Source organism: Acinetobacter sp. IRS14, assembly GCF_034650275.1.
GTDB lineage: Bacteria > Pseudomonadota > Gammaproteobacteria > Pseudomonadales > Moraxellaceae > Acinetobacter > Acinetobacter oleivorans.
On the sequence record NZ_JAOVFN010000003.1, the window covers coordinates 134,611 to 157,550 of the forward strand.

Genomic DNA, 22,940 nt, shown 5'->3' on the forward strand with positions numbered 1-22,940 from the left:
TGAGTCTCTACAAAATGCGTATCCTTATTATTGAAGACGAGATCAAGATCGCCACTTATTTGGTCAAAGGATTAAAAGAGTCTGGATATCAAGCGGAGTGTGTTCATTTAGGGATGCAAGGTTTGGAAATGCTAAAGAGAGATCAATATGACTTGCTTATTCTTGATGTCATGTTGCCGGACATAGACGGCTGGAGCGTATTACAAGTACTACGCCAGTTCTCCAAAATTCCGGTTATTTTCTTAACGGCAAAAGATCAGGTGATGGATAGAGTGAAAGGGTTAGAGTTAGGTGCAGATGATTACTTGGCTAAACCGTTTTCCTATATTGAACTGTTGGCACGCATTAAAAGTCTGTTAAGACGACAGCAATATCTGCAAGAAAATGAGCTGTCTATTAGTGATTTAAAAATGGATGTGGTTGCTCATAAAGTATGGCGTAATGGAAACTTAATTGAGCTGAGTAAAACCGAATTTAATTTGTTGCGCTATCTATTGCTCAACAAAGAGCAAATTGTGACACGCAGACAAATTGGTTCAGAAGTTTGGAATATTAACTTTGATACTGATACAAACTTTATTGATGTCGCTGTACGCCGTTTACGAAGTAAAATTGATGAGGGATATGAGTTAAAACTCATTCATACCATACGTGGCTTGGGCTATAAAATTTCGGTTAGCTTATGAACTTTAAATTTCTGCGTTCTCTTGAAGTCCGTATTACATTACTGGTCACGCTTTGTTCTGCCTTAATTTTATGTTCAGTCGGCTTTATGACCTATTTGGGTATTAACCAGATTTTATTAAAGCAACAAGATAAAGCTTTAGCAGACAGAATTAACCGTTTGGAAATTTTGCTGCAAGATAGCGAAAATGTAGAGCAAATCATTGCGCGTCCTAAGCTGTATCAAAACATGCTCGGCAACCAAGACAACTTGTTTCTGCTCATTCATAAAGACAAAACTTTAATTAATATCAATCCGCTTCACATTCAACTGCCTGAGCTTGCACAGCGCGACAATCTTCAATTTCAAGATTTAACCAATAACTCATATCCAACACGCATTGCATGGAAAACCATAAAAATTAATAACGAGCCTTATCTGCTCATTGCAGGTAAACAGTGGTCGGAACGCATTAATATTCTTTTACCTTTTCAAGAAAGTCTCTTGATGTATGTGGTCGGGGGCGTGTTTGCAATCTTTGTGCTTTGTATTTTAGCGTGTCATTTAGGTTTACGGTCGCTACAACAGCTTCGTAAGCAAACTCATTCTATTAACGTAAATCAGCTCCAGAAAAGATTAAACCTATCTAATTCACCTTTAGAAGTTGAGCTGCTTTCAAAAGATATAAACTATATGCTTGAGCGTATTGAAAAGGGCTATACCCAGCTCAACCGTTTTTCTGAAGATATTGCTCATGAGTTCCGCACACCTTTAAATAATCTGATTGGGCAAACTGAGATTGCTTTAACTGGTGAACGTTCGGTTGAACAATATGAAGATTTACTGGTGTCTCATTTAGAGGACTACCACAGATTAAAACGTATGATTGATAGCATGCTTTTCTTGGCAAGAGCCGATCAGAAAATGGTGCTTGTAAATAAACAGGAAATAAACGTCCAAGACGTTATAGATGGCCTATGCCAGATTTTTGAATATCAAGCTGAAGAACAAAAGTGTCATTTTAGTTTTAACTTAGAAGCTCAAACCTTATTTGCAGATCCTGAGTTATTTCAAAGAGCCGTTTATAACCTGATTTTAAATGCACTGGTTCACGGTAGTGACAAGCGGACTATTTATATCGCAACCAAATATAAGATGATTGGACATACGCAATGGGTGAGTCTAACTGTGGTAACGGGTGGGGTTTCAATTGCTGAACATCAACTTGAGCATCTTTTTGAAAGATTCTACCAATGCCACTCAAGTCGAAGTGATGAGAACCAGACAGGTGGTTTAGGTTTATCAATTGTCGCTTCAATTATGGATCTACATCATGGCTTCTATCGAGTTTATAACACGGTCGAGGGTGTGTGTTTTGAACTTGATTTCCCAGTTGCAGATGCTGCAAAGAAATACAATTAAATCCTTATTAATGTTGCTTAATTTCTAAAATTCACACTTTGTTCACAGCCCTCTGGCGTATGTTTAAACGTATGAAATAAACAGAAGAGGGCAATCATGAAATTATTATTTAAATCACTTGTCATCAGCAGTAGCCTTGCAGCGGTTAGCTTAATGCTCCCTTTGAGCACCTTTGCCGACACCAATACTAAACCTGTCGCTGTTGATTCTATCGATATTAATAAATACGCAGGTAAGTGGTATGAAATTGCGCATTTACCCATGTTTTTTCAGCGTAATTGTGTAGCAAATACAACTGCAAACTATTCTATTAACGCAGACAAAACCGTTGGTGTATTAAATAGCTGTACGACAAAAAAAGGCGAAACGATCTCATCTGAAGGTGTTGCTTACTCGCAAAATGAAGGCAACAGTAAATTGAAGGTGAGCTTTTTACCTTCTGGTCTTAGATGGATTCCTTTTACAAAAGGCGATTATTGGGTTTTAAGAGTTGACCCAAATTATCAGGTCGCTTTAGTGGGTGGCCCAAGCCAGAAATATTTATGGATTCTTTCTCGTAGTTCTCAAATTGATGAGGCGACATATCAGTCTTATCTGCAAACTGCCAAAAGCTATGGCTACGACGTTTCTAAACTCGTTAAGACAACACAGTCTAAATAGCGAAGTGCTGGTTGCGTAGATGCTCATATTTATCTCGTAACTGAGTGAACTTCACATAAAATTCATTGCGCATTTTCTAAATTAGAACCAAAAGAAATGCTTTAGATCAGGAATAATCAATGTCTAAATTTTTTCTGCGCTGGATCGATAGCTGGTCAGATTCAGAAAATGCGCAAGTGGGTGCTTCTAGCGAATATGTCATTGAAAAGAACATTCAATGGTTAAGAATTATTCCTTTTATTTTATTGCATATCGCTTGTTTAGCTGCGTTTTGGGTGGGTATATCTTGGTTCGCTGTTGTTTTCATGCTTGGTTTTTATTTTATTCGCATGTTTGCAATTACCGCTTTTTTCCACCGCTATCTTTCGCATAAAACTTTTCAGACATCACGTATTGTTCAATTCATTTTTATACTGATCGGAACCATGAGTGCGCAGCGCGGACCTTTATGGTGGTCAGCTCATCACCGTTATCACCATCACTTTACCGACACTGATCAAGACCCGCATTCATCGAAAGCAGGCTTTTGGTATTCCCATGTAGGCTGGTTTTTAAATGAGCAGAATTTTGCTACTCGAAAAAAAGTCATTAAAGACTGGTTGAAATATCCTGAGTTGATTTGGCTAGACCGATTTAGTTTGCCTATTGTGATTTTGACGGCCTTAGCAATTTATGGTTTAGGTTCGTGGCTTGCACAACATTTTCCTGAGTTGGGCACGGATGGTTTACAGCTTTTAGTGTGGGGATTTGTGATTTCCACTGTTCTATTAACACATGCAACCTTGTGTATTAATTCACTCGCTCATCGTTATGGTTCACGTGAGTTTAATACCCCAGATGATAGCCGTAATAACTTCCTACTTTCTTTAATTACCTTGGGTGAAGGATGGCACAACAACCATCACTTTTACGCGGGTAGTGTGCGTCAAGGCTTTTATTGGTGGCAGATTGATATCACTTTTTATGTGCTCAAGCTGATGTCTCTATTTGGTTTGGTGTGGGGACTAAAGCCAGTACCAAACAAGGTTTATCAATATAAAAAGATTAAAAACTTATCGATAGAGAAAATTGAAAACGGTGAAGTGTTATGAAAATTGCCATTATTGGTTCAGGTATATCTGGACTTTACGCAGCTTGGAGATTGTCAGAACAACATCAGGTCACTGTGTATGAAAAAAATAACTATTTTGGCGGTCATACTGACACTCACGAGCTAGAGATAGAAGGCACTAAAGTCGCGGTAGATAGTGGTTTTATTGTGTTTAATGACTATAACTATCCGTTATTTACCAACATGCTTAAAAAATTAGGTGTAGAAACTCAAAGTAGCGATATGAGTTTTTCAGTAAATAATTTGGTGAGTGGACTTCAATATAATCCTTCAAAAAAATGGTCGCTCTTTGCCCGCCCGCAGAACTTTTTAAACCGTAAATTCCTGCAAATGCTCTCAGATTTGCTGCGTTTTTATGATGATAATAAAGATATAGATGTGGCAGATATTGATCCTAATTTATCGATTGAAGAGTATTTAGACCTCCATAAATATAGTCATGAGTTCCGTTATGAGCATCTTTATCCGATGTGCGGTGCCTTATGGTCAGCTCCAGTTGAGCAGGTAGGCCAAATTCCATATCGATTTGTGGTGAGCTTTTTTCAACATCACCGCATGTTACAGCTAAAAGAGCGGCCGCAATGGCAAACGGTTAAACACGGTTCAGCAAGTTACATTCGTGCTATTCAAAAGAATTGCCCATCCATTGAGTGGAAATTTGCAGAAGTAAAAGCTGTGAGTCGTTCGCACGAAACAGTTTTGATCGAAACTGTTGAAGGACAAACCCAATACGACTGGGTGATTTTTGCAAGCCACGCTGACGATAGCCTAAGTCTCTTAAAAGATAGTTCTTTGCTTGAACGGGAAATCTTAAGCCAATTTGGTTATCAAGATAATCGAATGGTGGTTCACCGTGATCTTTCAATTATGCCTAAAAGCCGTTTGCAGTGGGCAAGCTGGCATGTGCATGTAACTCCTGCATCTCAAGTTCAAAACGAAGTATCCGACATACATTATGGTTTTACCTACTGGATGAACAATTTGCAGAACTTATCCTGCGCTACCCAGATTTTTTCTACGTTAAATCCGAATATGAAAATTAAAGCTGAAGATATCTTGGTTGAGCGTAAATATCGTCATCCTGTGTTTGATGCAAAAGCGATTCAAGCTCAATCTCGTTGGCACGAAATTAATGGACAAAATCGGACTTCGTTTTGTGGAGCGTATTGGGGCTGGGGGTTTCATGAAGATGGTGCCCGCAGTGCAGCACGTGTTGTAGAGCAACTCTTAGCGTTATAAAAATAGGTAAGGAGCTTTCAAATGTTATTAAATAAACTTGCTATCGCTCCTGCACTTATTCGTCATCGGCGTTATAGCCCCAAACCACATGAGTTTACATCGACCTTAAATTATTTATGGTTCGATCCAGATCAATTAGATGATATTACAAAAGATTGCTCACTGTGGTCGACTGATCATTGGAATGTACTAACACTATCTAAAAATGATTTTTTAAACATGTATCGCGGTTCTATAAAGGATCGAGTCGAGAAAGCGATACTGCAAAATAACAACTCACATCTTCGGCCAGACTGGCAAATCAGAGTCTTGGCTTTGCCTCGTAGTTTGGGTTTTAGGTTTAATTCGGTCGTATTTTATTTTGTTTTAAATAAAACTGGAAAACCCGTATTTATTGTCAGTGAAATTACCAATACCCCGTGGAATGAACGAAAAGTTTATATACATGACTGCTCAAAACAACAAAGAAATATGGGTGATTATCAGAGTTTTGATTTTCATTTTGAAAAATCATTTCATGTTTCGCCGTTCATGCCCATGCAGTTGACTTATCACTGGCGGTTTAGTTTTTCAGATCAGCAAAATGTCATTCACATGCAGCTCTTTGAAGAACAAAAACAACTCTTTGATGCCACTATGCGCTTTGAACTTGTGCCCATCACATTTCCTTCACAGCAATATCGATATGCTCTTATGAACAGCCTAGCGCCTTTTAAAATGCTGTTTTCAATATATTTAGAGGCATTTAAGTTGTGGCGAAAAAAAGTTCCATTTTATCGCCATCCTAAAAAGATAAAGGTAGATAAGACATGATAAAAACATTTCTTTATGGTGAAGATGACTCACTACCGTTACTGCTCAAGAGTCTTCTTAAACTACGTCATGGACAGATTACTTTTCAGGGCGCGTGGAGTGGTACGGTTGGCGAGGTTTCAGACTTACATGCTGTGATTGAAGTCCGCAATCCTTTATTGATGGATCTGATTTTAAAAAATGGGGTTTTAGGGGCAGCGGAAGGCTATATCCGTGGTGACTGGAGTAGTGAGCAACTTGTAGAGTTGGTGCAGATCTTGGCACGTAATCGAGATGTATTGGACCAGTTCAACCAGAATGTTATTGCACAAGCGAGCCAGCTTTTTCTTAAAGCTTGGTATAAAAATAGAAAGAATTCTTTAAGCGGTAGCCGTAAAAATATTGCTGAGCATTACGACTTAAGTAATGACTTTTTTAAATTATTTCTAGATCCATCTTTAATGTATTCGAGTGCATTTTTTGAAAATGAAAATATGTCACTCGAAGACGCATCTGATTTTAAAAAAGAGCTGATCTGTAAAAAGTTAGATTTAAAACCATTGGATCATTTGGTTGAAATCGGAAGCGGTTGGGGTGGTTTTGCTATTTATGCAGCTCAACATTACGGCTGCAGAGTGACCACCATTACCATTTCACAAGCTCAATATGATGAAGCGATTACTCGTGTAAATGACGCAGGCTTAGCTCATCGAATTGATGTGCAACTGAAAGACTATCGCTTACTCGAAGGAAAGTTCGATAAGCTGGTTTCAATTGAAATGGTTGAGGCCGTTGGTGCGCAATATTTATCAACATACTTTGATCAGTGTAAAGCACTATTAAAACCCCAAGGTCTAGCCTTTATTCAAGCCATAACCATTGAAGATTTTCGATATAAAAAAGCATTAAATACAGTTGATTATATTAAGCGCTATATTTTCCCTGGTAGTTTTATCCCTAGCATAAGTGTATTGACTCAAACCGCCTCTGAGAGTGGTTTAAGGCTAAAACAGTTAAATGACATTGGTTTAAGTTATGCACAAACAATTCATCACTGGCGAGCACGGTTTTTAACCGCACGAGAAGAAGTATTGGCTCTGGGTTTTGATGAAAACTTCATTCGCATGTGGGATTTCTATTTATGTTATTGCGAAGGCGGTTTTAAAGAAGGCGTGATAAGCAATGTTCACTTGTTGTTTGAGAGTGCTAGTTACTAACTCAAACAGCTCAAGTAAGGAGACTGCTGATGTTTTTGAATTTACTGATTCTAGATTTAATGATCATGTTGCTGAGCTGGCTACTTGCCACAGCAAATGGTCGAGCTGGAATTGTAGATGCCGCATGGAGTTTCTGTCTGGCAGTAAACATTATTGTGTCTTCTTTACTCATTTCAGTTGCTCCAGTTCAAGTGAGACTTTTTGTCGGTATTTTTAGCGGCTTATGGTTTTTAAGATTATTTTGGCACCTGTTAAGGCGTTATCAATCTGAACACAAAGAAGATGGTCGTTACGCGAACATGCGTCAAGCCATGGGAAAGTTTCAGCATTTTGGCTTCTTCTTATTTTTTATCTTTCAAACACTTTTAGTGCTTTTGTTCTTCTTACCAATGTGGACGCTACTCAATGTAGAAGTAACTGAATGGAGTAGTGGATATAAAGTCACTTTAGTGATTGCGGCCGTCATCATGGCGATTGCCTTTATTGGAGAGCAGCTCGCTGATCAGCAGTTATATCGATTTAAATTAAATCCAGATCATCATGGCAAAACCATGGATCAGGGTTTATGGCGTTATTCACGTCACCCAAATTATTTTTTTGAATGGTTACATTGGTTTGCCTATCCAATGATTGGTTTAGCAGCAGGCCAATATTTATTGTGGATTTATCCGTTACTGATGTGGCTGTTTTTATATTACGTCACGGGTATTCCATTTAGTGAAAAACAAGCAATTAAAAGTCGCGGTCAAAATTATCGTGATTATCAGCAAAAAACATCAATGTTTATTCCGCGAAAACCCAAAAAATAGGTGCGCATATGGATTTAATTGTTCATCAGTCTTTGAGAATTGTTGAAAGTGGTTTAGTTCCAGATCATGCAATTCGAGCTGCAATCCGTGCTTTAAGCAAAAAACGCTTAATTCAAGAAGGCCGTTATGACCCTGAACAAGGGGCGCAGCGATACATGGATGTGCTTAATATGCTGAAGAAGAGCGAAATCGCAGTTGAAACGGACAAGGCAAACGAGCAGCACTATGAATTACCCACTGAGTTTTTTCAGGCGGTGCTTGGAAAAAGACTCAAATATAGTGCATGTTATTTTCCGACTAAAACAACAACTTTAGATCAGGCAGAGGAGCTTACACTTCAGCTTTATTGTGAACGTGCACAACTTAAAAATGGTCAACACATTTTAGAGTTAGGCTGTGGCTGGGGTTCTTTAACTTTGTGGATGGCAGAAAACTATCCACGTTCACAGATTACAGTTGTTTCAAATTCTGCAACTCAGAAAAAGCATATTCTCGGGCAAGCAGAATTGAGAGGTTTAACCAATGTTGAAGTGCTCACCTGTGATGTAAATGTACTTGAATTAGACCAAGCGCAGTTTGATCGTGTTGTGTCGGTTGAAATGTTTGAACACGTCCGTAATTACCAACGTCTTTTTGAAAAAATTCAGGGCTGGTTAAAGGCAGATGGCTTACTTTGGTGTCATATTTTTTGCCATCGCTTTTTACATTATCCTTTTGAAGTGAAATCAGATTATGATTGGATGTCCAAGTATTTCTTTACTGGCGGATTAATGCCATCGACTTCCACTTTTTTGCATTTTCAAGAGCATTTAGAGTTGGCTCAACAGTGGCAATGGTCGGGTGAGCACTATATGAGAACGGCAAATGCTTGGCTTGAGAATATGGATAACCAAGAAGTCGAACTGAAACCACTGTTTAAAAAAATCTATGGAAAAGATGCCAATATTTGGTGGCAACGCTGGCGTATTTTCTTCATGGCTTGTGCTGAGCTATTCGGTTTTGAGCAAGGACAAGAATGGGTCATTGGTCACTTTTTATTTAAAAAGAGATCATAGTAATTTCTACAGCCTATCCCGGCGATAAAGATATGATAAGAACTCGAAACGATGGCAAAGCGAGTCATCCATTAGCCCAAATGTTCAATCGATATTACTGGTTGCAGATTGGTCTGATTGCATTATCGATCGTGGTCGGGTTGGCTTGTAGTGCTTGGGTGATTAAGGGCTCTTTACTTAAAACCGCTTTAGAACAGGAAATGGAGCATTACTGGTTACGCATAGAACGTAATCCAAATGCTGATCTACCAGATACCAAAAATTTATATGGATATCGGTGGAATACAGAGGTCGCACCTCAACCTTTTAAAGACATGCGTTTAGAAAGTGGTGTGCATCGAGTATTTGTTGATGGTAAAGAACGGATGACGGTCTATGGTGAGCATAACGGTCAGCATGTTCTATTGGTATTTGGCGAAAGTAATGTCAATAAACTGATCTGGTTATTTGGACTTGCTCCACTGATGTTCAGTTTATCTGTTTTATATAGCTTTTTATGGTGGTCAAACCGAAGAGCAAGACGCTATTTTTCCCCAATTACGCGTTTAGCAAATGCTTTGGAAAATATTGATTGGGCACATCAAGACACTCAAGCTTCTCCTTTTAAAGATATTAATACCAATGGCAATATGGAAGCAGAATATCTCAAACAAGCCTTGGAAAAATATCATCAGGTTTTAAGCGATTTTATTCGACGCGAAAGAGAATTTACGGGAGATGTAAGTCATGAGTTACGCACTCCGCTCACAATCTTAAAGGGTAATGTGCAACTTTGTCAGGCGAAATATGGAGAGGATAAAGCCCTAGTTCGGCTTCATAATACAATTGAAGATATGCAGTTATTAGTCGATACCTTACTGGCAATCGCACGTAATACAGTAAAAAGCTTACCATCTGAAAAGAATTTTTTATCCAGAATTGTGAGAGATTTAGTCGAAAGTTTAGAAGGGGTCAGTGAGAGTAAGGGCATACATATACATATTCAACCCGATCTTTCTGAACAGCCGCGTTGGTTATATCCCTCTATGACACAAATGGTGTTAAGCAATATTTTACGTAATGCGCTGAACTATTCTCAAGGCTCACAAATCGACATCATTCAACAAAAAAACAGCCTAATTATTGCAGATAATGGAATTGGAATTTCTTTACCTAATGATGTGAAAGTACAAGAGCTCAGTGATTCACAACTCTCGTTAAAGGCTAAAGGCCACGGAATTGGTTTGCAATTGGTACAAAAGCTTTGCAAACAATTAGGATGGCGAGTTGAGTTGTTTGATCGACAATATTATTTAACTACTCATCCTGAACTCGATTTGGAACCGACCACGGGTTTAATTGTTGTGGTCTATTTGAGTTAACTTGTAGAATTATCTAAAGCAATTTTTAAACCGACACCTGCTACTGTATGTAATAGCTTTGGGTCAAAAGGCTTATCAACCATTTTTCTTAGGTTATAGATATGACTGCGTAACGCATCGCTTTCAGGTTCTTTATCGCCCCACAACTCCATCATCAGTTCTTGTTTGGTCACTACTTTTGGAGACTGGCGCATCAAAATTTTTAATAGTTTAAATTGAATGGGGGGTAACTCAATATTAGTTCCGGCACGAACCACGGTTTGAGTTGCACTATCAAGAATTAAGTCATGAATCTGAATTTTATGATGAGTAACTTCACCAGCTGCTCTTTTGATTAATGCACGAATTCGCATCACTAATTCATTAAAATCAAAAGGTTTGACTAAATAATCATCTGTGCCAGCAGTAAAGCCTTTAAGTTTGTCATCTAAAGTATCTCTTGCTGTCAGCATAAGAACTGGAATATCAACACCTTGTTCGGTACGTAGCCAGTTACATAGGTCATAACCAGAGCCATCAGGCAAATTTATGTCGAGCAGTAAAAGATGATAATGCTGCGATTTAAGAAAAGTCCGTGCAGCATCTAAATTACGCGCATGATCGACGACATAACCATGCACTTCAAGAAATTCGCAGACTGTTGCTGCAAGTTCAAAATGGTCCTCAACCATGAGGATAAAGTGATTACCCATGAGATTTTATTAAGCCATTAATTTAATAGTTGTTGTTTTAATTTAGCATTAAACGGTTCGCTACCAAACCAGATTTTAAAATATTGATTTGCATTCGGATTATTTAAAGAACCGAGCAGCTTCTGGTTTAATTTTAATTCTAGTTTTTGATTTTCATGTTGATAGTAAAGACTGTAAAAATCTCCACTCTTAATTGGTCTATATAGTTCATTAATCTGATTAAGCGGAGATTTTGCATCAAAGCCGCTAACATTTTTCTTCAAAAAGTGGGTGGCTGCGCGTTTAAATGCCCACTCGGGAATATCGCGGTTATAGCTAAAGTCCATTTTAATGCTTTGGCTCTGCCAATTTTTTAGGCAATCTTCAGCAAAGTAACTGACATTTCCCACCTTCTTGTTCGTCACCATTAAAGGTGCTGAACTGCATTTTTTTAGTTCAGCCGCATTCGCTTGAGATACGATTAAGATTCCCAGAAATATCAAGATTCGACTTTTTTGAACGGTAATACCCATTTATATACTCCTCCAAATATTGGTAAAGAACGGTAAAGGCCATTTGCCGGATCCCAATAATCTTGCTGGAAAATAATTTTTTGTTGGTCATTAATCTTAATTTGACTAATTCCATAAGAAGCCATGGTTTTTGAGCGACCTAACATTTTAAAGTCATAGGTCATGTACCAATGAATGTAGGCTGTATCTTGGTGATGAGTTGCACTAATGAGTTTTACAGTGACATTACTCACTCGGACATTCATGCCTTCAAAATGCTTAATCAGATCTTTTTTCTGAGAGAACTGCGAGAGTGTATCGTTGATATAGAGCTGATCAGCGTAAAGATGACTCGCGTTATTCACAAAAGAAGGGGTACCAAGCGTATTAAAAGCGTCAACAAAACGGTTGCCAATCTCTAGCGCTTGTTGGTCATTTAATTCTATTCCAGTAATTTTTTGTTCGGCTTTGCTGTAGTCACCAGAGTAACTAGGCACACTTTTACACGCTGTTAAACCTACCAAGGTAATTAGCCCTAGGGCTGTAGTTATAATTTTCATGTCTATATCCGAGCCAACTTTATAATATTAAATTAAAGAGCTGGTCGTGAAGTTTGCGTGAATTCTTATGTTTTATGATTTGGGGTTAAGCTAAGCTTTGTTTTCTAGAATAGATAAGTTTACTTCAAGAAATGGTCTGACATTAAACGTTCTTTTTCTAACATAGCGTTCTTATTAAAAAATTTGTTTGTATAGCTTAAACGCTATTTTTGAAGGTGCTTCATTAGTTAAGATTTTTTGACACTTTAAATCTATATATAAAGGGAAGCGATTTCTAATTTTATGTTCTTCACTTGTGGCGGATCCGTTTAAATATGTGCGTTGTAACTGTCTATTTACAATTTCTTTTACACAAATTTCTAACTCGAAAGAAGGTAAGACTAAAAACGTTAAATAATGATCTTCAATGTGAGTCTTTATTTCGCGGTAATTAGGTGTGAGTTCATTTGGATAAGTCATGAATCCTGATGAACACACAATAATATTAATTAAATTATTGTCTATATTTTTTACTAAATTTTGATACAACTCAATATTTTTAATAGCATATTCTTCATACCCATATGTGTTTATAAATTGAGAAATATTTCCTATTTTAAACATAAAGTGTTCATCTAAATCATAGCAGATAGCATTAAAATCTTTAGAAAACTGCTTGGCTAGTGTTGTTTTTCCAGCACCTCCCGGTCCTATAAAATATATAAGCATGAATAAATTTCCCTTAAATTGACTCTTAACTCACCAATAAATATTGTCTCTATTTTCGCCAGAAATTTGTCTCGTAGCTGCGATGAGCAATCTCTCAATTATTTTATCAATAGCTAAATAATTTGGAGGAAAGTCTTTTAATGTAATAGTTCTAGTACTTACTTCCCATAAGTCTTCTTTGGTTTTAATATTTTGTTTTATTTGTATTGTATTAACTTTATGTTGAAGTAAATCAATACAATCATATATTTGAACTTCTACAAATCCTACTACCTCATTATCTTTTGGTTTTAGCTCAGATAATTCAATATTTAAAGGGAGTAAGAAGATATGCTGAAATTCATTTGCAATATAATTTTCTGCAATATGGCAAGCAGTCTGTCGAATTCCAATAGGGATAAGTTGATTGAATTCTATTTTAATTCCTAACTCTTCCTCACACTCTCTTATTCCTTGTTCAATGGTTTCACCTGCCTCGTAATGCCCACCAACTGAAATATCAAGAAAATTTTTTCTATCAAAAGTATAGTTATCAGAGTTTTTAAGCTGAAAATAAACATATTGAGTTGATGGGTTGTATACAAGACAAGTAAACACCCTATGCCATAGACCTAATTGGTGGGCTAATTTTTTATCAATAATCCCAATGTGTTCATAATTATCATTAAATATATCAATATTCATATCTTTTTTATCAAGTATAAATTTACTCAAAATATTTTAACTTCATTTAAAGTTCTAAGTATCAAAAAAAGCAATTTTATTCTAGCTGCGCTTTACCCATAAGAGATATAGATAAGTTTTAAATAAATAGAAGGATTCAATAATGAAAACAATCGGCTTATTAGGCGGAATGAGTTGGGAATCTACAGCACTTTATTATCAACAAATCAATAAAATGGTTCATCATAAGTTAGGAAAATTACACTCTGCTAAGGTCATTATTAATAGTGTCGATTTTGAAGAAATAGCAGCTTTGCAAGCGAAGGGTTTATGGCAAGAAGCTGGCGCATATTTAGCTGAGCAAGCACAAAATTTAGAAAAGGCAGGAGCAGATTGTATTTTGGTGTGTACTAACACCATGCATAAAGTTGCTGCACAGATTGAAGATTCAATTACGATTCCGTTCTTACACATTGCTGATGCAACGGCAAAAGAAATTTTGAGTCAAAACATTGGTAAAGTTGCACTGTTAGGGACAGCTTTTACAATGGAGCAAGATTTTTATAAAGCTCGATTGCAGGATTATGGAATTGATGTCGTTATTCCAAATGAAGCCGATAGAAAGATCGTCCATCGCATCATTTATGAAGAACTTTGTTTAGGTGTGATCAACCCAGATTCTCAGCAACAGTACATCGCTATTGTAGAGAGGCTTATAGCTGAAGGTGCCCAAGGCGTTATCTTGGGTTGTACCGAAATTTGTATGTTGATTGGTGAGCTTAAATTCGCGGTTCCTTTATTTGATACGACCACCATTCATGCAAAAGAGGCGGTCAGTTTTAGCTTAAACGAAAATAAAAACTCTAATAGCGCCAATCTACATAAGTCTGCTGCAATTGCTGGGAGTATTCTTTAGCAATATTTGGAATATCCTTTGTCATTAAACGTTAAGCTTGTGTCGTGAAATGTAAAGTGGCCCATATCCTAACTGTTGTAATTTTGGTTATTGCTTTTATAGGCACCCAATAAAAAACCAAAATATGGAATAGGACATGACGTTGACGAAAGCTATACGTTTCTATGGAACAGGAACGCCAGAAGTAATGCGCTATGAAGATGTAGAAGTAGGAGATCCAAAAGCTGGAGAAGTACGCCTACGTCATGTGGCAGTCGGCCTAAATTATGCCGATACATATTTTCGTAATGGAACCTATCAAATTCCAATGCCTAATGGCATGGGCGTCGAAGCTTCAGGTGTCGTTGAAGCTTTAGGCGAAGGAGTGACTCAGCTTAAAGTAGGTGATCGAGTTACTTATACAGGTTTTTTAAATACCTTAGGTGCATATAGTACCCACCGTCTAATTCCAGCAAATGCTTTAATTAAATTACCCGAAGAAATTTCTTGTGAAACAGCGGCTGCCATGACCATGAGAGGGCTGACCGCTGCTTATCTGATGCGCCGCATTTATGACTTTAAAACAGGCGATTCAATTTTATTACATGCAGCCGCTGGTGGTGTTGGGCTGATCGTTTCTCAATGGGCTAAATTACTTGGCTTGACTGTTATCGGTACCACATCTTCAGAAGAAAAAGCTGCCGTAGCGCGAGCTCATGGTTGTGATCATGTCATTAACTACAGCCATGAAAATGTTGCCGAACGTGTACGTGAGTTAACAGGTGGCGTGGGTGTAAATGTCGTTTTCGATAGTGTTGGCCAAGCCACTTTTATGAGTTCATTAGACTCACTCAAACGCCGTGGTTTGTTGGTCTGCGTAGGAACAGCGTCTGGTCCAATCCCTGCTTTTGATCCGGTATTACTAGCCGTGAAAGGTTCATTGTTTGTCACACGTCCAGCTTTGGCAGATTACATTGCAGATCCTGCCGAGAAGAAAGAACTGGCAAATGAATTATTTGATCATGTTCGGCATGGACGAATCAAAATTGAAATTAATCAGCGCTATGAGCTAAAGGATGCCGTGCAAGCTCATCGTGATTTGGAAGCACGTAAAACAATAGGTTCATCAATCTTTGTAATTTGAAAGGATTTCTTATGCAAATTGAACAGTTAACTTGCAATATTGGTGCAGAGCTCAGTGGCGTCAAACTCGCTGATGCGATTTATGATGATGGATTATTTGCTGAAATTCGCACACAACTACTTAAACACCGTGTGTTGTTTTTACGAGATCAGCATTTAACCCGTCAGGATCATGTGGCATTTGCAGAAAAATTTGGACAGTTAGAAGATCATCCTGCGGTAGGCAGCCATCCTGATCATCCGGGTTTGGTGCAGATTTATAAGCATCCCGAAAGTCCTGTCGATCGTTATGAAAATGCTTGGCACAGTGATGCAAGCTGGCGCAAGGTTCCACCGATGGGATGTGTGTTGCATTGTGTTGAATGCCCACCTGTAGGTGGCGATACCATGTGGACCAATATGGTGATGGCCTATGAGTCTTTACCCAACGATATTAAGGATAAGATTGCAGACTTACGTGCTTATCACAGCATAGAAGCGAGTTTTGGTGCGGCTATGCCACTTGAAAAACGCTTGGACTTAAAAGCAAAGTTTCCCGATGCTGAGCACCCAGTGGTACGTACTCATCCTGAAACGGGCGAGAAAATTTTATACGTCAACGCGTTCACAACCCACTTCAGTAACTATCACACCAAAGAGCGCGTCAGATTTGGACAAGATGCCAATCCGGGCGCAGCTGAACTACTGCGTTACTTAATTTCTCAAGCGTATATTCCAGAGTTTCAAGTGCGTTGGCGCTGGAAGCCTAACAGCATTGCCATCTGGGATAACCGCAGCACACAACATTATGCAGTCATGGATTATCCACCTTGCCACCGAAAAATGGAGCGGGCCGGCATTATTGGTGACGCAACCTATTAAGGTTATTGGCTAAATAATTTTATCTATTTGAAAATTCTAAAACATATATGGAGATGCGCATGCAATTCTTTGACGACTCATTGCACCCGGAAAATATGGAAAAAGTGGTAATCACGGTTGCGCCGTATGGACCCGAATGGATGCCAGAAGACTTTCCCGAAGATATTCCAGTGACCATGGATGAGCAAATACAAAAAGCGGTTGAGTGCTATGAAGCGGGCGCGACAGTGCTGCATTTACATGTCCGTGAGCTTGATGGCAAAGGCTCTAAACGCTTGTCAAAATTTAATGAACTTATCGCAGGTGTTCGTGAGGCTGTGCCTGACATGATTATTCAGGTAGGTGGTTCGATTTCATTTGCACCAGAGAGTGAAGGTGAAGCGGCTCTATGGCTAAGTGATGACACCCGACATATGTTAGCTGAACTTACACCAAAGCCGGATCAGGTTACGGTGGCAATTAACACCACACAAATGAATATTATGGAATTGCTCTATCCTGAATATTTAGAAGGGACTTCATTGGCACATCCAGCGACTCAGGCAGCATATGCAGAAATGATTGTACCGGCAGGACCTGCATGGGTTACTGAACACATCAAGCGCTTATGTAAAAACAATATTCAACCGCACTTTCAGTTAACGGGTATGCATGGGCTTGAAACCCTAGAACGTATGGTGCGTAAAGGGTTGTACATGGGGCCGTTAAACTTAACTTGGATTGGAATTGGCGGTGGTTTTGATGGTCCAAATCCATTTAATTTCTTTAATTTTATTCATCGCGTACCTGATGGATGTACTTTGACATCAGAATCTTTGCTCAAAAATGTATTGCCTTTTAACACCATGTCGATGGCAATGGGTTTACATGCCCGTGTGGGTAATGAAGACACGATCATTGATCATCACGGACGCCGTTTTTCATCTGTAGAGCAAATTAAGCAAACCGTTCGGATTGCCCATGAACTAGGCCGTGAAATTGCCTCAGGAAAAGAAGCCCGTGAAATTTATCGTATTGGGGTGCAATACAACAGTATTGAAGAAACCCTAATCGCAAATGGTATGGCACCCAATCGGAAAGCAGGGCAAAAGGGCGTGCCGCAGCGTAACTAATGTGACAAGGTCTAACGGAATTTAGACCTCAAATATAGTGCAGCTTATTCGCTTTGTTTTTAAAAGTGCGTTGCTGCACTAGCTAAATAGAAATTATAAAAAATACAAGGAGGTCGTATGAATGCACATCAGTATTCAGATCAAATGAGCGATGTTGATACGTCAATCAGTATACCTCGTCGTTATGCATGGCTTGTTTTTGCTTTGACATTTGGTTTGCTCATTTCAGATTACATGTCAAGGCAAGTCTTAAACGCAGTCTTTCCTTTACTTAAAAATGAGTGGTTGCTCAGCGATAGCCAGTTAGGTTTGCTCAGTGGCATTGTCGCGTTAATGGTTGGTTTATTGACTCTGCCGTTGTCTTTAATGGCAGACCGTTTTGGAAGAGTGAAAAGCTTGGCCATTATGGCGGCTTTATGGAGTTTGGCGACTCTAGGATGCGCACTGGCTGAGAACTATGAGCAAATGTTTATTGCTCGCTTTATGGTTGGTGTGGGTGAAGCTGCTTATGGCAGCGTGGGAATCGCGGTGGTGGTAGCTGTTTTCCCACGAGAAATGCGTGCAACACTCGCCAGTGCTTTTATGGCGGGTGGCGTATTTGGCTCGTTTTTGGGTGTGGCTTTAGGTGGTGTACTCGCACAGCATTTCGGTTGGCGTTGGGCTTTTGGTGGTATTGCTTTATTTGGTCTCATTTTGGCTTTTCTATATCCAATTTTAGTGAAAGAAAACAGAATAAACGCAGCACCTCAAAATAAAATTCGTAGTAAAACTCAGCACATTAAAAGCCCTTTAAAAACTTTATATTCAAGTCGTTCAGTCATTGCCACTTACATTGGTAGTGGTCTGCAATTATTTGTTGGTGGCACAGTGATTGTCTGGATGCCGAGTTATCTCAATCGCTATTACGGCATGAGTACCGACAAGGCAGGTGTGATGGCAGCGGTCATTTTGCTATGTAGTGCAGTAGGCACAATTCTATGCGGGATGTTGTGTGATTATTTGGGCCGTAACTGTCCAGATCGTAAGGTCAGCTTAGCGATTACATACTGCTTGCTTGGTTGTGTTCTTTTATTAATTGCTTTTGCTGTGCCTGCGGGACGTAACCAGTTACTTCTCATCTGCCTCGGAATGTTTATTGCTCTAGGAACCAATGGGCCATCTAGTGCCATGGTGGCCAATCTCACACATAACTCAGTTCATGGCTCTGCATTTGCAACACTCACCTTAGCTAACAATTTTCTTGGTTTAGCGCTTGGTCCTTTAGTCGTTGGCAAAGTATCTGATGTGATTGGTTTACACAGTGCATTTCAACTGATGCCATTGGTCAGTATTGCAGCCGCAGCCGTATTTTTTTATGCCAAACGCCATTATCACAAAGATATCGCATGCTTTGAGCAGCAAGGAATAATTGAGCTTAAAAATCATTCAGGTAACCAAATACAAAAATGCGGGATGAATAACAAATGATGATTCGGCAATTACACATTGATGTATTTTTTGACTTTATTTGTCCTTGGTGTTTGATCGGAAAACGTCAGTTACTGATCGCTATAAATAGATTTTATCAGCTTCACCCCAAAGTCAAAGTTGTTGTGCACTGGCGAGGTGTTCAGCTCATACCCGACTTGGCAATTGAAGGGGTACCTTTTCAAACGTTTTATTTGAAACGGTTAGGTAGTTTGACAGCAGTTCGTATGAGACAAGAACAGGTCAATAAAGCTGCAAATAAAGTTGGGCTTAAGATAGATTTTGAACAGATTAAACGGATGCCAAATACGGCCAAAGCTCATCGCATATTTGATAAAGCTTTAAAGATAGGTACTCCTGAGCAGTGTAATGCATTGTTAGAACAACTCTTTGCTGCATATTTTTATGATGGGTTAGACATCGGAAATACCACCACTTTATACAAAATCGCGAAACGTTGTGGCTTCTCACCTGAGCTTATCAAAGATTTACTTATTCATGATCATCAAGATTTTATCTCTGCAAGAACAGGAGGTAATGGCGTGCCTTACTTTATTTTTGATCGGACTTCTGTCTTAGTGGGCGCGCAGTCAGCAGATGCACTTTATCAAGCGATGCAAGAGGCAATGGTGGCACAAGGAGAGTTGATATGACCAACCGATTTGAAGTGCCTTTTGAGAAAATACCGAATTCAGGTGAGCGGGCTTTTTTAAAAGTTGGAGATAAAACTCTCGCACTATTTAACGTTGCGGCTCAATTTTATGCAATCGATGACAGCTGTCCTCATCAGGGCGCATCGCTATTTAGTGGACGTCTAGAAGGACGAGTGATTCAGTGCTGTGCCCATGGTCTACGCTTTGATTTAACAAATGGCTGTTTAGTTAATTCTGCTCATCTCAAAGTTGCAACCTATCCCGTAGAAGTGATCGAGGACAAAGTATTTATTATGATGGGCTGTGGGGAAAATCATGATTAGTTTAGTTTTGAAAAAAATTTCCCAGAGTACAAGAGAATTGGCACCAGGCTTTGTGGTCAGTTCGGTCGTTGCTGCGGCTGCCTGTTTTTTATCAGAGCACTATGGTGCGCCAGTCATGCTATTTGCACTACTGCTCGGCATGAGCGTGAATTTTTTAGCGGCTGAAAGTAAATGTAAGGTAGGTATCGAGTTTACCGCACGTAGTGTACTCAGAATGGGCATCGCGTTACTCGGCATGCGTATAACTTTGGGGCAAATTACCGCACTAGGTTGGCAGCCTGTTGCGTTAGTTGTCACTTTGGTTATTGTCACAATCGCCGTTTCTGTTATTGCAGCTAAAATTTTAGGTTTCCAAAAACTATTTGGCATGCTCACTGGTGGATCAACGGCAATCTGTGGTGCTTCAGCTGCATTGGCACTATCGGCTGCTTTTCCAAATCATCCGCAAAAAGAAAAAGCGACTTTGTTTACCGTGATTGGTGTTTCGGCACTTTCAACATTTGCAATGATTGTCTATCCAATGATTGCGAAGTGGCTAGAGTTATCGCCACAAGCGGCTGGAGTGTTTCTTGGTGCTACGATTCACGATGTTGCACAAGTGGTCGGCGCTGGTTATAGCATGTCTACTCAAACAGGTGATACGGCAACTGTAGTTAAACTCATGCGTGTGGCAATGCTGCTTCCAGTAATCGTTTGTGCAGCCATGATTACCCGCATGCAAGGTGCAGATTCAATGGGGGAACGACCGCCATTGCTACCTTGGTTTGCTGTTGGCTTTCTACTACTCGCTTGTATTAACAGTACAGGATGGGTACCAGCTATGGTTCAAAATGGAATTAATGATTTATCACGCTGGTTTTTAGTCATTGCAATTAGTGCTTTAGGTATGAAAACTCAGTTAAAAGAATTAGCATCTGTCGGAATTAAACCGATTCTTTTAATGATCGGCGAAAGCATCTTTTTAGTGGTATTGGTTCTTGGACTTATGCGCTTGTGGTTTTAATTTTAAAAATTAGATTTTTAAGGAAGTTATGTAGTGGTTCCCCATGGCTTCCTTATATTTTAAATGACTTCATTTGGTATCAAACACAAAAGAATTAATTAAGCAGGGCTTTATTGTGATTACGCCACGTATTCGGTGACATACCAAACTGGCTAATGAACCAACGCGTAAAAGAACTCGGCATTGAGTAACCTAAAATATCAGACACTTGAGCAAGTGAATAATTTAGATTTTTTAAATAACGAAATACGAGATCTTTGCGTACTTCATTCATTAAATCACTAAAACTCGTCTGAGCTTCTTCTAATCGACGCTGTAAAGTCCGTACGTGAATACCGTGTGTTTGAGCGACTTGATCAATCGTAGCGCGGCCCATTGGCAAAAGAAGATAAATACTTTTACGAATATCAAAAATCATGGTCGATTCATTACTATTCTGCAAAATATCTAAATAACGCTGCGCATGGTTAGCCATAGCCAGATTTGCTTGAGGGTTTGTTGTATCAAGTTCGGCCGCCGTACAAACAATACCATTAAAGTCACTACCAAACTCGAGCGCACAGCCAAAAATCCGCCGATGTAAAGTTAAATCGCTAGGCGGGTTATGAGTGAAGTGTACACTTAACGGTCGCCATTTTTGCAGCATGAGTGCTGCGCAAAAACGATGGGTAATTCCTAGAGCAAGTTCCGTCGCTTGGCGACTATATCCGCAAGTAGTTGTCACAACTTCCTCTCGAATAACTACTGTATCGTCAATTTCTTCTATATATATTTCAAGTGAGTTATTGAGTAAATTTCTATAACGAACAATCGTTTGTAGCGCTTCTCTCAAAGTATATTGGTAACTTAATAATAAGCTTAGTTCACCAAAATCCGCGATTTCACGTTGCTCTGCCATATGTAAACCGAATACATCGCAATTACTCATTTGGGCTGAGTCTTCAAGCAAGGTAATGGCTTTATCTACAGGAATACGTTGTTTAAGATCATTCAATTGAGTTTGGCTAAGCCCAACACGTGATAATAAATGGTAGGGATTTAGATCTAATTGCTGAGCAACTGCCAAATAATTTTTTAAAGAGGCGGTATGCGCAAGAGGCACCATTTTATTATCTCCTGTTCTTAATCAGCCATATTCCTTACAGCTCATATCTAGTTATAACTAAAATATCTGCATTACAAAAGCTTTTATTTAAGCGCCTAATCATGATGTCGAATCAATTTTAAATCTGTTCTTTTAATTCATTTGTAATTACAAAAACTAATTTAATTAATTTACGAAATTTTAAAAAGATGTGTCGTCAAATGAAAAGTCCGTGACGTCTTATGTACACCATTAGCTGAAATGAGCCTTTATTGTGAATGGAGTTTTATAAAAATTCTTATGCATCCTAGATGGCAAAATTCACAGGCGTTGAAATGGAAAAAATACAAACCAAAGCAACAATTTTAATTATTCCGGGGTTACGCGATCATGTTCCCGAGCATTGGCAAACGATCTTAGAAACAAAGCTAGCAAAGGTTCGTTCTGTACCACCTGTGCAAACCAACAAACTCAATTGTGAAAATAGAGTTGCGGCAATACAAGCACAGCTAGAACAAATACAAGGGCCTGTCATTTTGGTTGCACACAGCGCAGGCGTATTGATGACAACACACTGGGCTGCAAAATATCAAAGACCAATTCAGGGTGCTTTACTTGTAGCTCCACCTGACTTAAACGAAAGCTGGCCAGAAAATTATCCAAGCCCAACCGTACTTCATCAAGAAGGATGGAGTCCTTTACCAGATCAAGAACTACCTTTTCCCAGCATTTTGGTTGCAAGCACCAATGACCATTTAGCTCGTTATGAAGCTGTAAGTGAAATGTCAGAAAAGTGGGGTAGTCAACTCGTAAATTTGGGTGAAGTGGGGCATTTAAACCCTGCATCTGGCTTTGGCTATTGGCCTTTAGCTGAACAATTCATTCAACAATTAGATCAGGTCGAACAACCTGCCTAGTACAAAAAATACCTGCTTATGTAAACCATTTAAAAGCC

The 22,940-nt window shown here is 39.0% G+C and carries 25 protein-coding genes; 19 read left to right on the plus strand and 6 right to left on the minus strand.

The features are described 5' to 3' along the window. Positions 1 to 14 precede the first annotated feature (14 nt). The 10 genes from ODQ17_RS04300 (at position 15) to ODQ17_RS04345 (ending at position 10,330) form a co-directional block, all read left to right on the plus strand. Positions 15 to 686: a heavy metal response regulator transcription factor gene (locus ODQ17_RS04300; protein WP_322901913.1), complete on the plus strand. Its 672-nt coding sequence runs from the start codon at positions 15 to 17 to the stop codon at positions 684 to 686. Next, a complete protein-coding gene (locus ODQ17_RS04305; protein ID WP_322901915.1) occupies positions 683 to 2,086 on the plus strand; it encodes a heavy metal sensor histidine kinase in 1,404 nt (467 codons plus the stop codon). Before ODQ17_RS04300 ends, ODQ17_RS04305 begins: the two co-directional genes overlap by 4 nt. Before the next feature lie 96 nt (positions 2,087 to 2,182). Further along, entirely contained in the window at positions 2,183 to 2,746 is a 564-nt protein-coding gene (locus ODQ17_RS04310; RefSeq protein WP_322901917.1) for a lipocalin family protein, read from the plus strand. Between the two features lie 119 nt (positions 2,747 to 2,865). Further along, complete coding sequence (locus ODQ17_RS04315) at positions 2,866 to 3,837, plus strand: acyl-CoA desaturase (protein WP_322901919.1); 972 nt, start codon at positions 2,866 to 2,868, stop codon at positions 3,835 to 3,837. Continuing rightward, entirely contained in the window at positions 3,834 to 5,096 is a 1,263-nt protein-coding gene (locus ODQ17_RS04320) for an NAD(P)/FAD-dependent oxidoreductase (RefSeq protein ID WP_322901921.1), read from the plus strand. The genes ODQ17_RS04315 and ODQ17_RS04320 overlap by 4 nt, the downstream gene beginning before the upstream one ends. A 21-nt stretch (positions 5,097 to 5,117) precedes the next feature. Then, complete coding sequence (locus tag ODQ17_RS04325; protein ID WP_322901923.1) at positions 5,118 to 5,909, plus strand: DUF1365 domain-containing protein; 792 nt, start codon at positions 5,118 to 5,120, stop codon at positions 5,907 to 5,909. After that, a complete protein-coding gene (locus tag ODQ17_RS04330; protein WP_322901925.1) occupies positions 5,906 to 7,105 on the plus strand; it encodes a cyclopropane-fatty-acyl-phospholipid synthase family protein in 1,200 nt (399 codons plus the stop codon). Before ODQ17_RS04325 ends, ODQ17_RS04330 begins: the two co-directional genes overlap by 4 nt. A gap of 29 nt (positions 7,106 to 7,134) precedes the next feature. Next, the gene (locus ODQ17_RS04335; protein ID WP_322901927.1) at positions 7,135 to 7,914 is read left to right on the plus strand and encodes a DUF1295 domain-containing protein; all 780 of its coding nucleotides are present in this window, start codon (positions 7,135 to 7,137) and stop codon (positions 7,912 to 7,914) included. An 8-nt stretch (positions 7,915 to 7,922) separates the two neighbouring features. Continuing rightward, positions 7,923 to 8,969: an SAM-dependent methyltransferase gene (locus ODQ17_RS04340; protein WP_322901929.1), complete on the plus strand. Its 1,047-nt coding sequence runs from the start codon at positions 7,923 to 7,925 to the stop codon at positions 8,967 to 8,969. 32 nt (positions 8,970 to 9,001) lie between these two features. After that, entirely contained in the window at positions 9,002 to 10,330 is a 1,329-nt protein-coding gene (locus ODQ17_RS04345; RefSeq protein WP_322901931.1) for a sensor histidine kinase, read from the plus strand. Here the strand turns inward: ODQ17_RS04345 and ODQ17_RS04350 are convergent. From ODQ17_RS04350 to ODQ17_RS04370, 5 genes are all read right to left on the minus strand, one after another. Next, positions 10,327 to 11,022: a response regulator transcription factor gene (locus tag ODQ17_RS04350; protein ID WP_322901933.1), complete on the minus strand. Its 696-nt coding sequence runs from the start codon at positions 11,020 to 11,022 to the stop codon at positions 10,327 to 10,329. The two genes, ODQ17_RS04345 and ODQ17_RS04350, sit on opposite strands and share 4 nt — an antisense overlap. A gap of 17 nt (positions 11,023 to 11,039) precedes the next feature. After that, positions 11,040 to 11,534, minus strand: coding sequence for a chalcone isomerase family protein (locus ODQ17_RS04355; RefSeq protein ID WP_322901934.1), 495 nt, complete (start codon positions 11,532 to 11,534; stop codon positions 11,040 to 11,042). Next, positions 11,501 to 12,073 (minus strand): nuclear transport factor 2 family protein, encoded by a 573-nt coding sequence (locus tag ODQ17_RS04360; protein WP_322901936.1) that lies wholly within the window; start codon positions 12,071 to 12,073, stop codon positions 11,501 to 11,503. Before ODQ17_RS04360 ends, ODQ17_RS04355 begins: the two co-directional genes overlap by 34 nt. Positions 12,074 to 12,247: 174 nt before the next feature. Then, positions 12,248 to 12,781 carry a shikimate kinase gene (locus ODQ17_RS04365; RefSeq protein WP_322901938.1) on the minus strand — a complete coding sequence of 178 codons (534 nt, stop codon included), beginning with the start codon at positions 12,779 to 12,781 and terminating at the stop codon, positions 12,248 to 12,250. Positions 12,782 to 12,811: 30 nt separating this feature from the next. Further along, positions 12,812 to 13,465 (minus strand): NUDIX hydrolase, encoded by a 654-nt coding sequence (locus ODQ17_RS04370; protein WP_322901940.1) that lies wholly within the window; start codon positions 13,463 to 13,465, stop codon positions 12,812 to 12,814. A gap of 142 nt (positions 13,466 to 13,607) precedes the next feature. On the opposite strand from ODQ17_RS04370, the gene ODQ17_RS04375 reads away from it, so the two are divergent. The 8 genes from ODQ17_RS04375 (at position 13,608) to ODQ17_RS04410 (ending at position 20,901) form a co-directional block, all read left to right on the plus strand. Beyond that, positions 13,608 to 14,360, plus strand: coding sequence for an aspartate/glutamate racemase family protein (locus tag ODQ17_RS04375; RefSeq protein WP_322901943.1), 753 nt, complete (start codon positions 13,608 to 13,610; stop codon positions 14,358 to 14,360). A gap of 136 nt (positions 14,361 to 14,496) precedes the next feature. Then, entirely contained in the window at positions 14,497 to 15,483 is a 987-nt protein-coding gene (locus ODQ17_RS04380; RefSeq protein WP_322901945.1) for a quinone oxidoreductase family protein, read from the plus strand. Positions 15,484 to 15,494: 11 nt separating this feature from the next. After that, complete coding sequence (locus tag ODQ17_RS04385; RefSeq protein WP_017385476.1) at positions 15,495 to 16,343, plus strand: TauD/TfdA dioxygenase family protein; 849 nt, start codon at positions 15,495 to 15,497, stop codon at positions 16,341 to 16,343. A gap of 59 nt (positions 16,344 to 16,402) precedes the next feature. Then, entirely contained in the window at positions 16,403 to 17,455 is a 1,053-nt protein-coding gene (locus ODQ17_RS04390) for a 3-keto-5-aminohexanoate cleavage protein (protein WP_322901947.1), read from the plus strand. A gap of 117 nt (positions 17,456 to 17,572) precedes the next feature. Then, the gene (locus ODQ17_RS04395; RefSeq protein WP_322901949.1) at positions 17,573 to 18,922 is read left to right on the plus strand and encodes an MFS transporter; all 1,350 of its coding nucleotides are present in this window, start codon (positions 17,573 to 17,575) and stop codon (positions 18,920 to 18,922) included. Beyond that, positions 18,919 to 19,575 carry a DsbA family oxidoreductase gene (locus ODQ17_RS04400; protein ID WP_322901951.1) on the plus strand — a complete coding sequence of 219 codons (657 nt, stop codon included), beginning with the start codon at positions 18,919 to 18,921 and terminating at the stop codon, positions 19,573 to 19,575. The genes ODQ17_RS04395 and ODQ17_RS04400 overlap by 4 nt, the downstream gene beginning before the upstream one ends. 14 nt (positions 19,576 to 19,589) lie before the next feature. Beyond that, positions 19,590 to 19,898: a Rieske (2Fe-2S) protein gene (locus ODQ17_RS04405; protein ID WP_322902115.1), complete on the plus strand. Its 309-nt coding sequence runs from the start codon at positions 19,590 to 19,592 to the stop codon at positions 19,896 to 19,898. After that, entirely contained in the window at positions 19,891 to 20,901 is a 1,011-nt protein-coding gene (locus ODQ17_RS04410) for a YeiH family protein (RefSeq protein ID WP_322901953.1), read from the plus strand. The genes ODQ17_RS04405 and ODQ17_RS04410 overlap by 8 nt, the downstream gene beginning before the upstream one ends. A 94-nt stretch (positions 20,902 to 20,995) precedes the next feature. On the opposite strand, the gene ODQ17_RS04415 is transcribed toward ODQ17_RS04410, so the two are convergent. Continuing rightward, positions 20,996 to 22,006 (minus strand): AraC family transcriptional regulator, encoded by a 1,011-nt coding sequence (locus ODQ17_RS04415; RefSeq protein ID WP_322901955.1) that lies wholly within the window; start codon positions 22,004 to 22,006, stop codon positions 20,996 to 20,998. Between the two features lie 290 nt (positions 22,007 to 22,296). Between ODQ17_RS04415 and ODQ17_RS04420 the strand changes: the two genes are divergently transcribed. After that, entirely contained in the window at positions 22,297 to 22,902 is a 606-nt protein-coding gene (locus ODQ17_RS04420) for an RBBP9/YdeN family alpha/beta hydrolase (RefSeq protein WP_322901957.1), read from the plus strand. Positions 22,903 to 22,940: the final 38 nt, after the last annotated feature.

What these genes read in the sequence shown, in the direction of transcription:
- ODQ17_RS04300 (WP_322901913.1), top strand. Translation starts at nt 15, where the DNA reads ATGCGTATCCTTATTATTGAAGACGAGATCAAGATCGCCACTTATTTG.
- ODQ17_RS04305 (WP_322901915.1), top strand. Translation starts at nt 683, where the DNA reads ATGAACTTTAAATTTCTGCGTTCTCTTGAAGTCCGTATTACATTACTG.
- ODQ17_RS04310 (WP_322901917.1), top strand. Translation starts at nt 2,183, where the DNA reads ATGAAATTATTATTTAAATCACTTGTCATCAGCAGTAGCCTTGCAGCG.
- ODQ17_RS04315 (WP_322901919.1), top strand. Translation starts at nt 2,866, where the DNA reads ATGTCTAAATTTTTTCTGCGCTGGATCGATAGCTGGTCAGATTCAGAA.
- ODQ17_RS04320 (WP_322901921.1), top strand. Translation starts at nt 3,834, where the DNA reads ATGAAAATTGCCATTATTGGTTCAGGTATATCTGGACTTTACGCAGCT.
- ODQ17_RS04325 (WP_322901923.1), top strand. Translation starts at nt 5,118, where the DNA reads ATGTTATTAAATAAACTTGCTATCGCTCCTGCACTTATTCGTCATCGG.
- ODQ17_RS04330 (WP_322901925.1), top strand. Translation starts at nt 5,906, where the DNA reads ATGATAAAAACATTTCTTTATGGTGAAGATGACTCACTACCGTTACTG.
- ODQ17_RS04335 (WP_322901927.1), top strand. Translation starts at nt 7,135, where the DNA reads ATGTTTTTGAATTTACTGATTCTAGATTTAATGATCATGTTGCTGAGC.
- ODQ17_RS04340 (WP_322901929.1), top strand. Translation starts at nt 7,923, where the DNA reads ATGGATTTAATTGTTCATCAGTCTTTGAGAATTGTTGAAAGTGGTTTA.
- ODQ17_RS04345 (WP_322901931.1), top strand. Translation starts at nt 9,002, where the DNA reads ATGATAAGAACTCGAAACGATGGCAAAGCGAGTCATCCATTAGCCCAA.
- ODQ17_RS04350 (WP_322901933.1), bottom strand. Translation starts at nt 11,022, where the DNA reads ATGGGTAATCACTTTATCCTCATGGTTGAGGACCATTTTGAACTTGCA.
- ODQ17_RS04355 (WP_322901934.1), bottom strand. Translation starts at nt 11,534, where the DNA reads ATGGGTATTACCGTTCAAAAAAGTCGAATCTTGATATTTCTGGGAATC.
- ODQ17_RS04360 (WP_322901936.1), bottom strand. Translation starts at nt 12,073, where the DNA reads ATGAAAATTATAACTACAGCCCTAGGGCTAATTACCTTGGTAGGTTTA.
- ODQ17_RS04365 (WP_322901938.1), bottom strand. Translation starts at nt 12,781, where the DNA reads ATGCTTATATATTTTATAGGACCGGGAGGTGCTGGAAAAACAACACTA.
- ODQ17_RS04370 (WP_322901940.1), bottom strand. Translation starts at nt 13,465, where the DNA reads ATGAATATTGATATATTTAATGATAATTATGAACACATTGGGATTATT.
- ODQ17_RS04375 (WP_322901943.1), top strand. Translation starts at nt 13,608, where the DNA reads ATGAAAACAATCGGCTTATTAGGCGGAATGAGTTGGGAATCTACAGCA.
- ODQ17_RS04380 (WP_322901945.1), top strand. Translation starts at nt 14,497, where the DNA reads ATGACGTTGACGAAAGCTATACGTTTCTATGGAACAGGAACGCCAGAA.
- ODQ17_RS04385 (WP_017385476.1), top strand. Translation starts at nt 15,495, where the DNA reads ATGCAAATTGAACAGTTAACTTGCAATATTGGTGCAGAGCTCAGTGGC.
- ODQ17_RS04390 (WP_322901947.1), top strand. Translation starts at nt 16,403, where the DNA reads ATGCAATTCTTTGACGACTCATTGCACCCGGAAAATATGGAAAAAGTG.
- ODQ17_RS04395 (WP_322901949.1), top strand. Translation starts at nt 17,573, where the DNA reads ATGAATGCACATCAGTATTCAGATCAAATGAGCGATGTTGATACGTCA.
- ODQ17_RS04400 (WP_322901951.1), top strand. Translation starts at nt 18,919, where the DNA reads ATGATGATTCGGCAATTACACATTGATGTATTTTTTGACTTTATTTGT.
- ODQ17_RS04410 (WP_322901953.1), top strand. Translation starts at nt 19,891, where the DNA reads ATGATTAGTTTAGTTTTGAAAAAAATTTCCCAGAGTACAAGAGAATTG.
- ODQ17_RS04415 (WP_322901955.1), bottom strand. Translation starts at nt 22,006, where the DNA reads ATGGTGCCTCTTGCGCATACCGCCTCTTTAAAAAATTATTTGGCAGTT.
- ODQ17_RS04420 (WP_322901957.1), top strand. Translation starts at nt 22,297, where the DNA reads ATGGCAAAATTCACAGGCGTTGAAATGGAAAAAATACAAACCAAAGCA.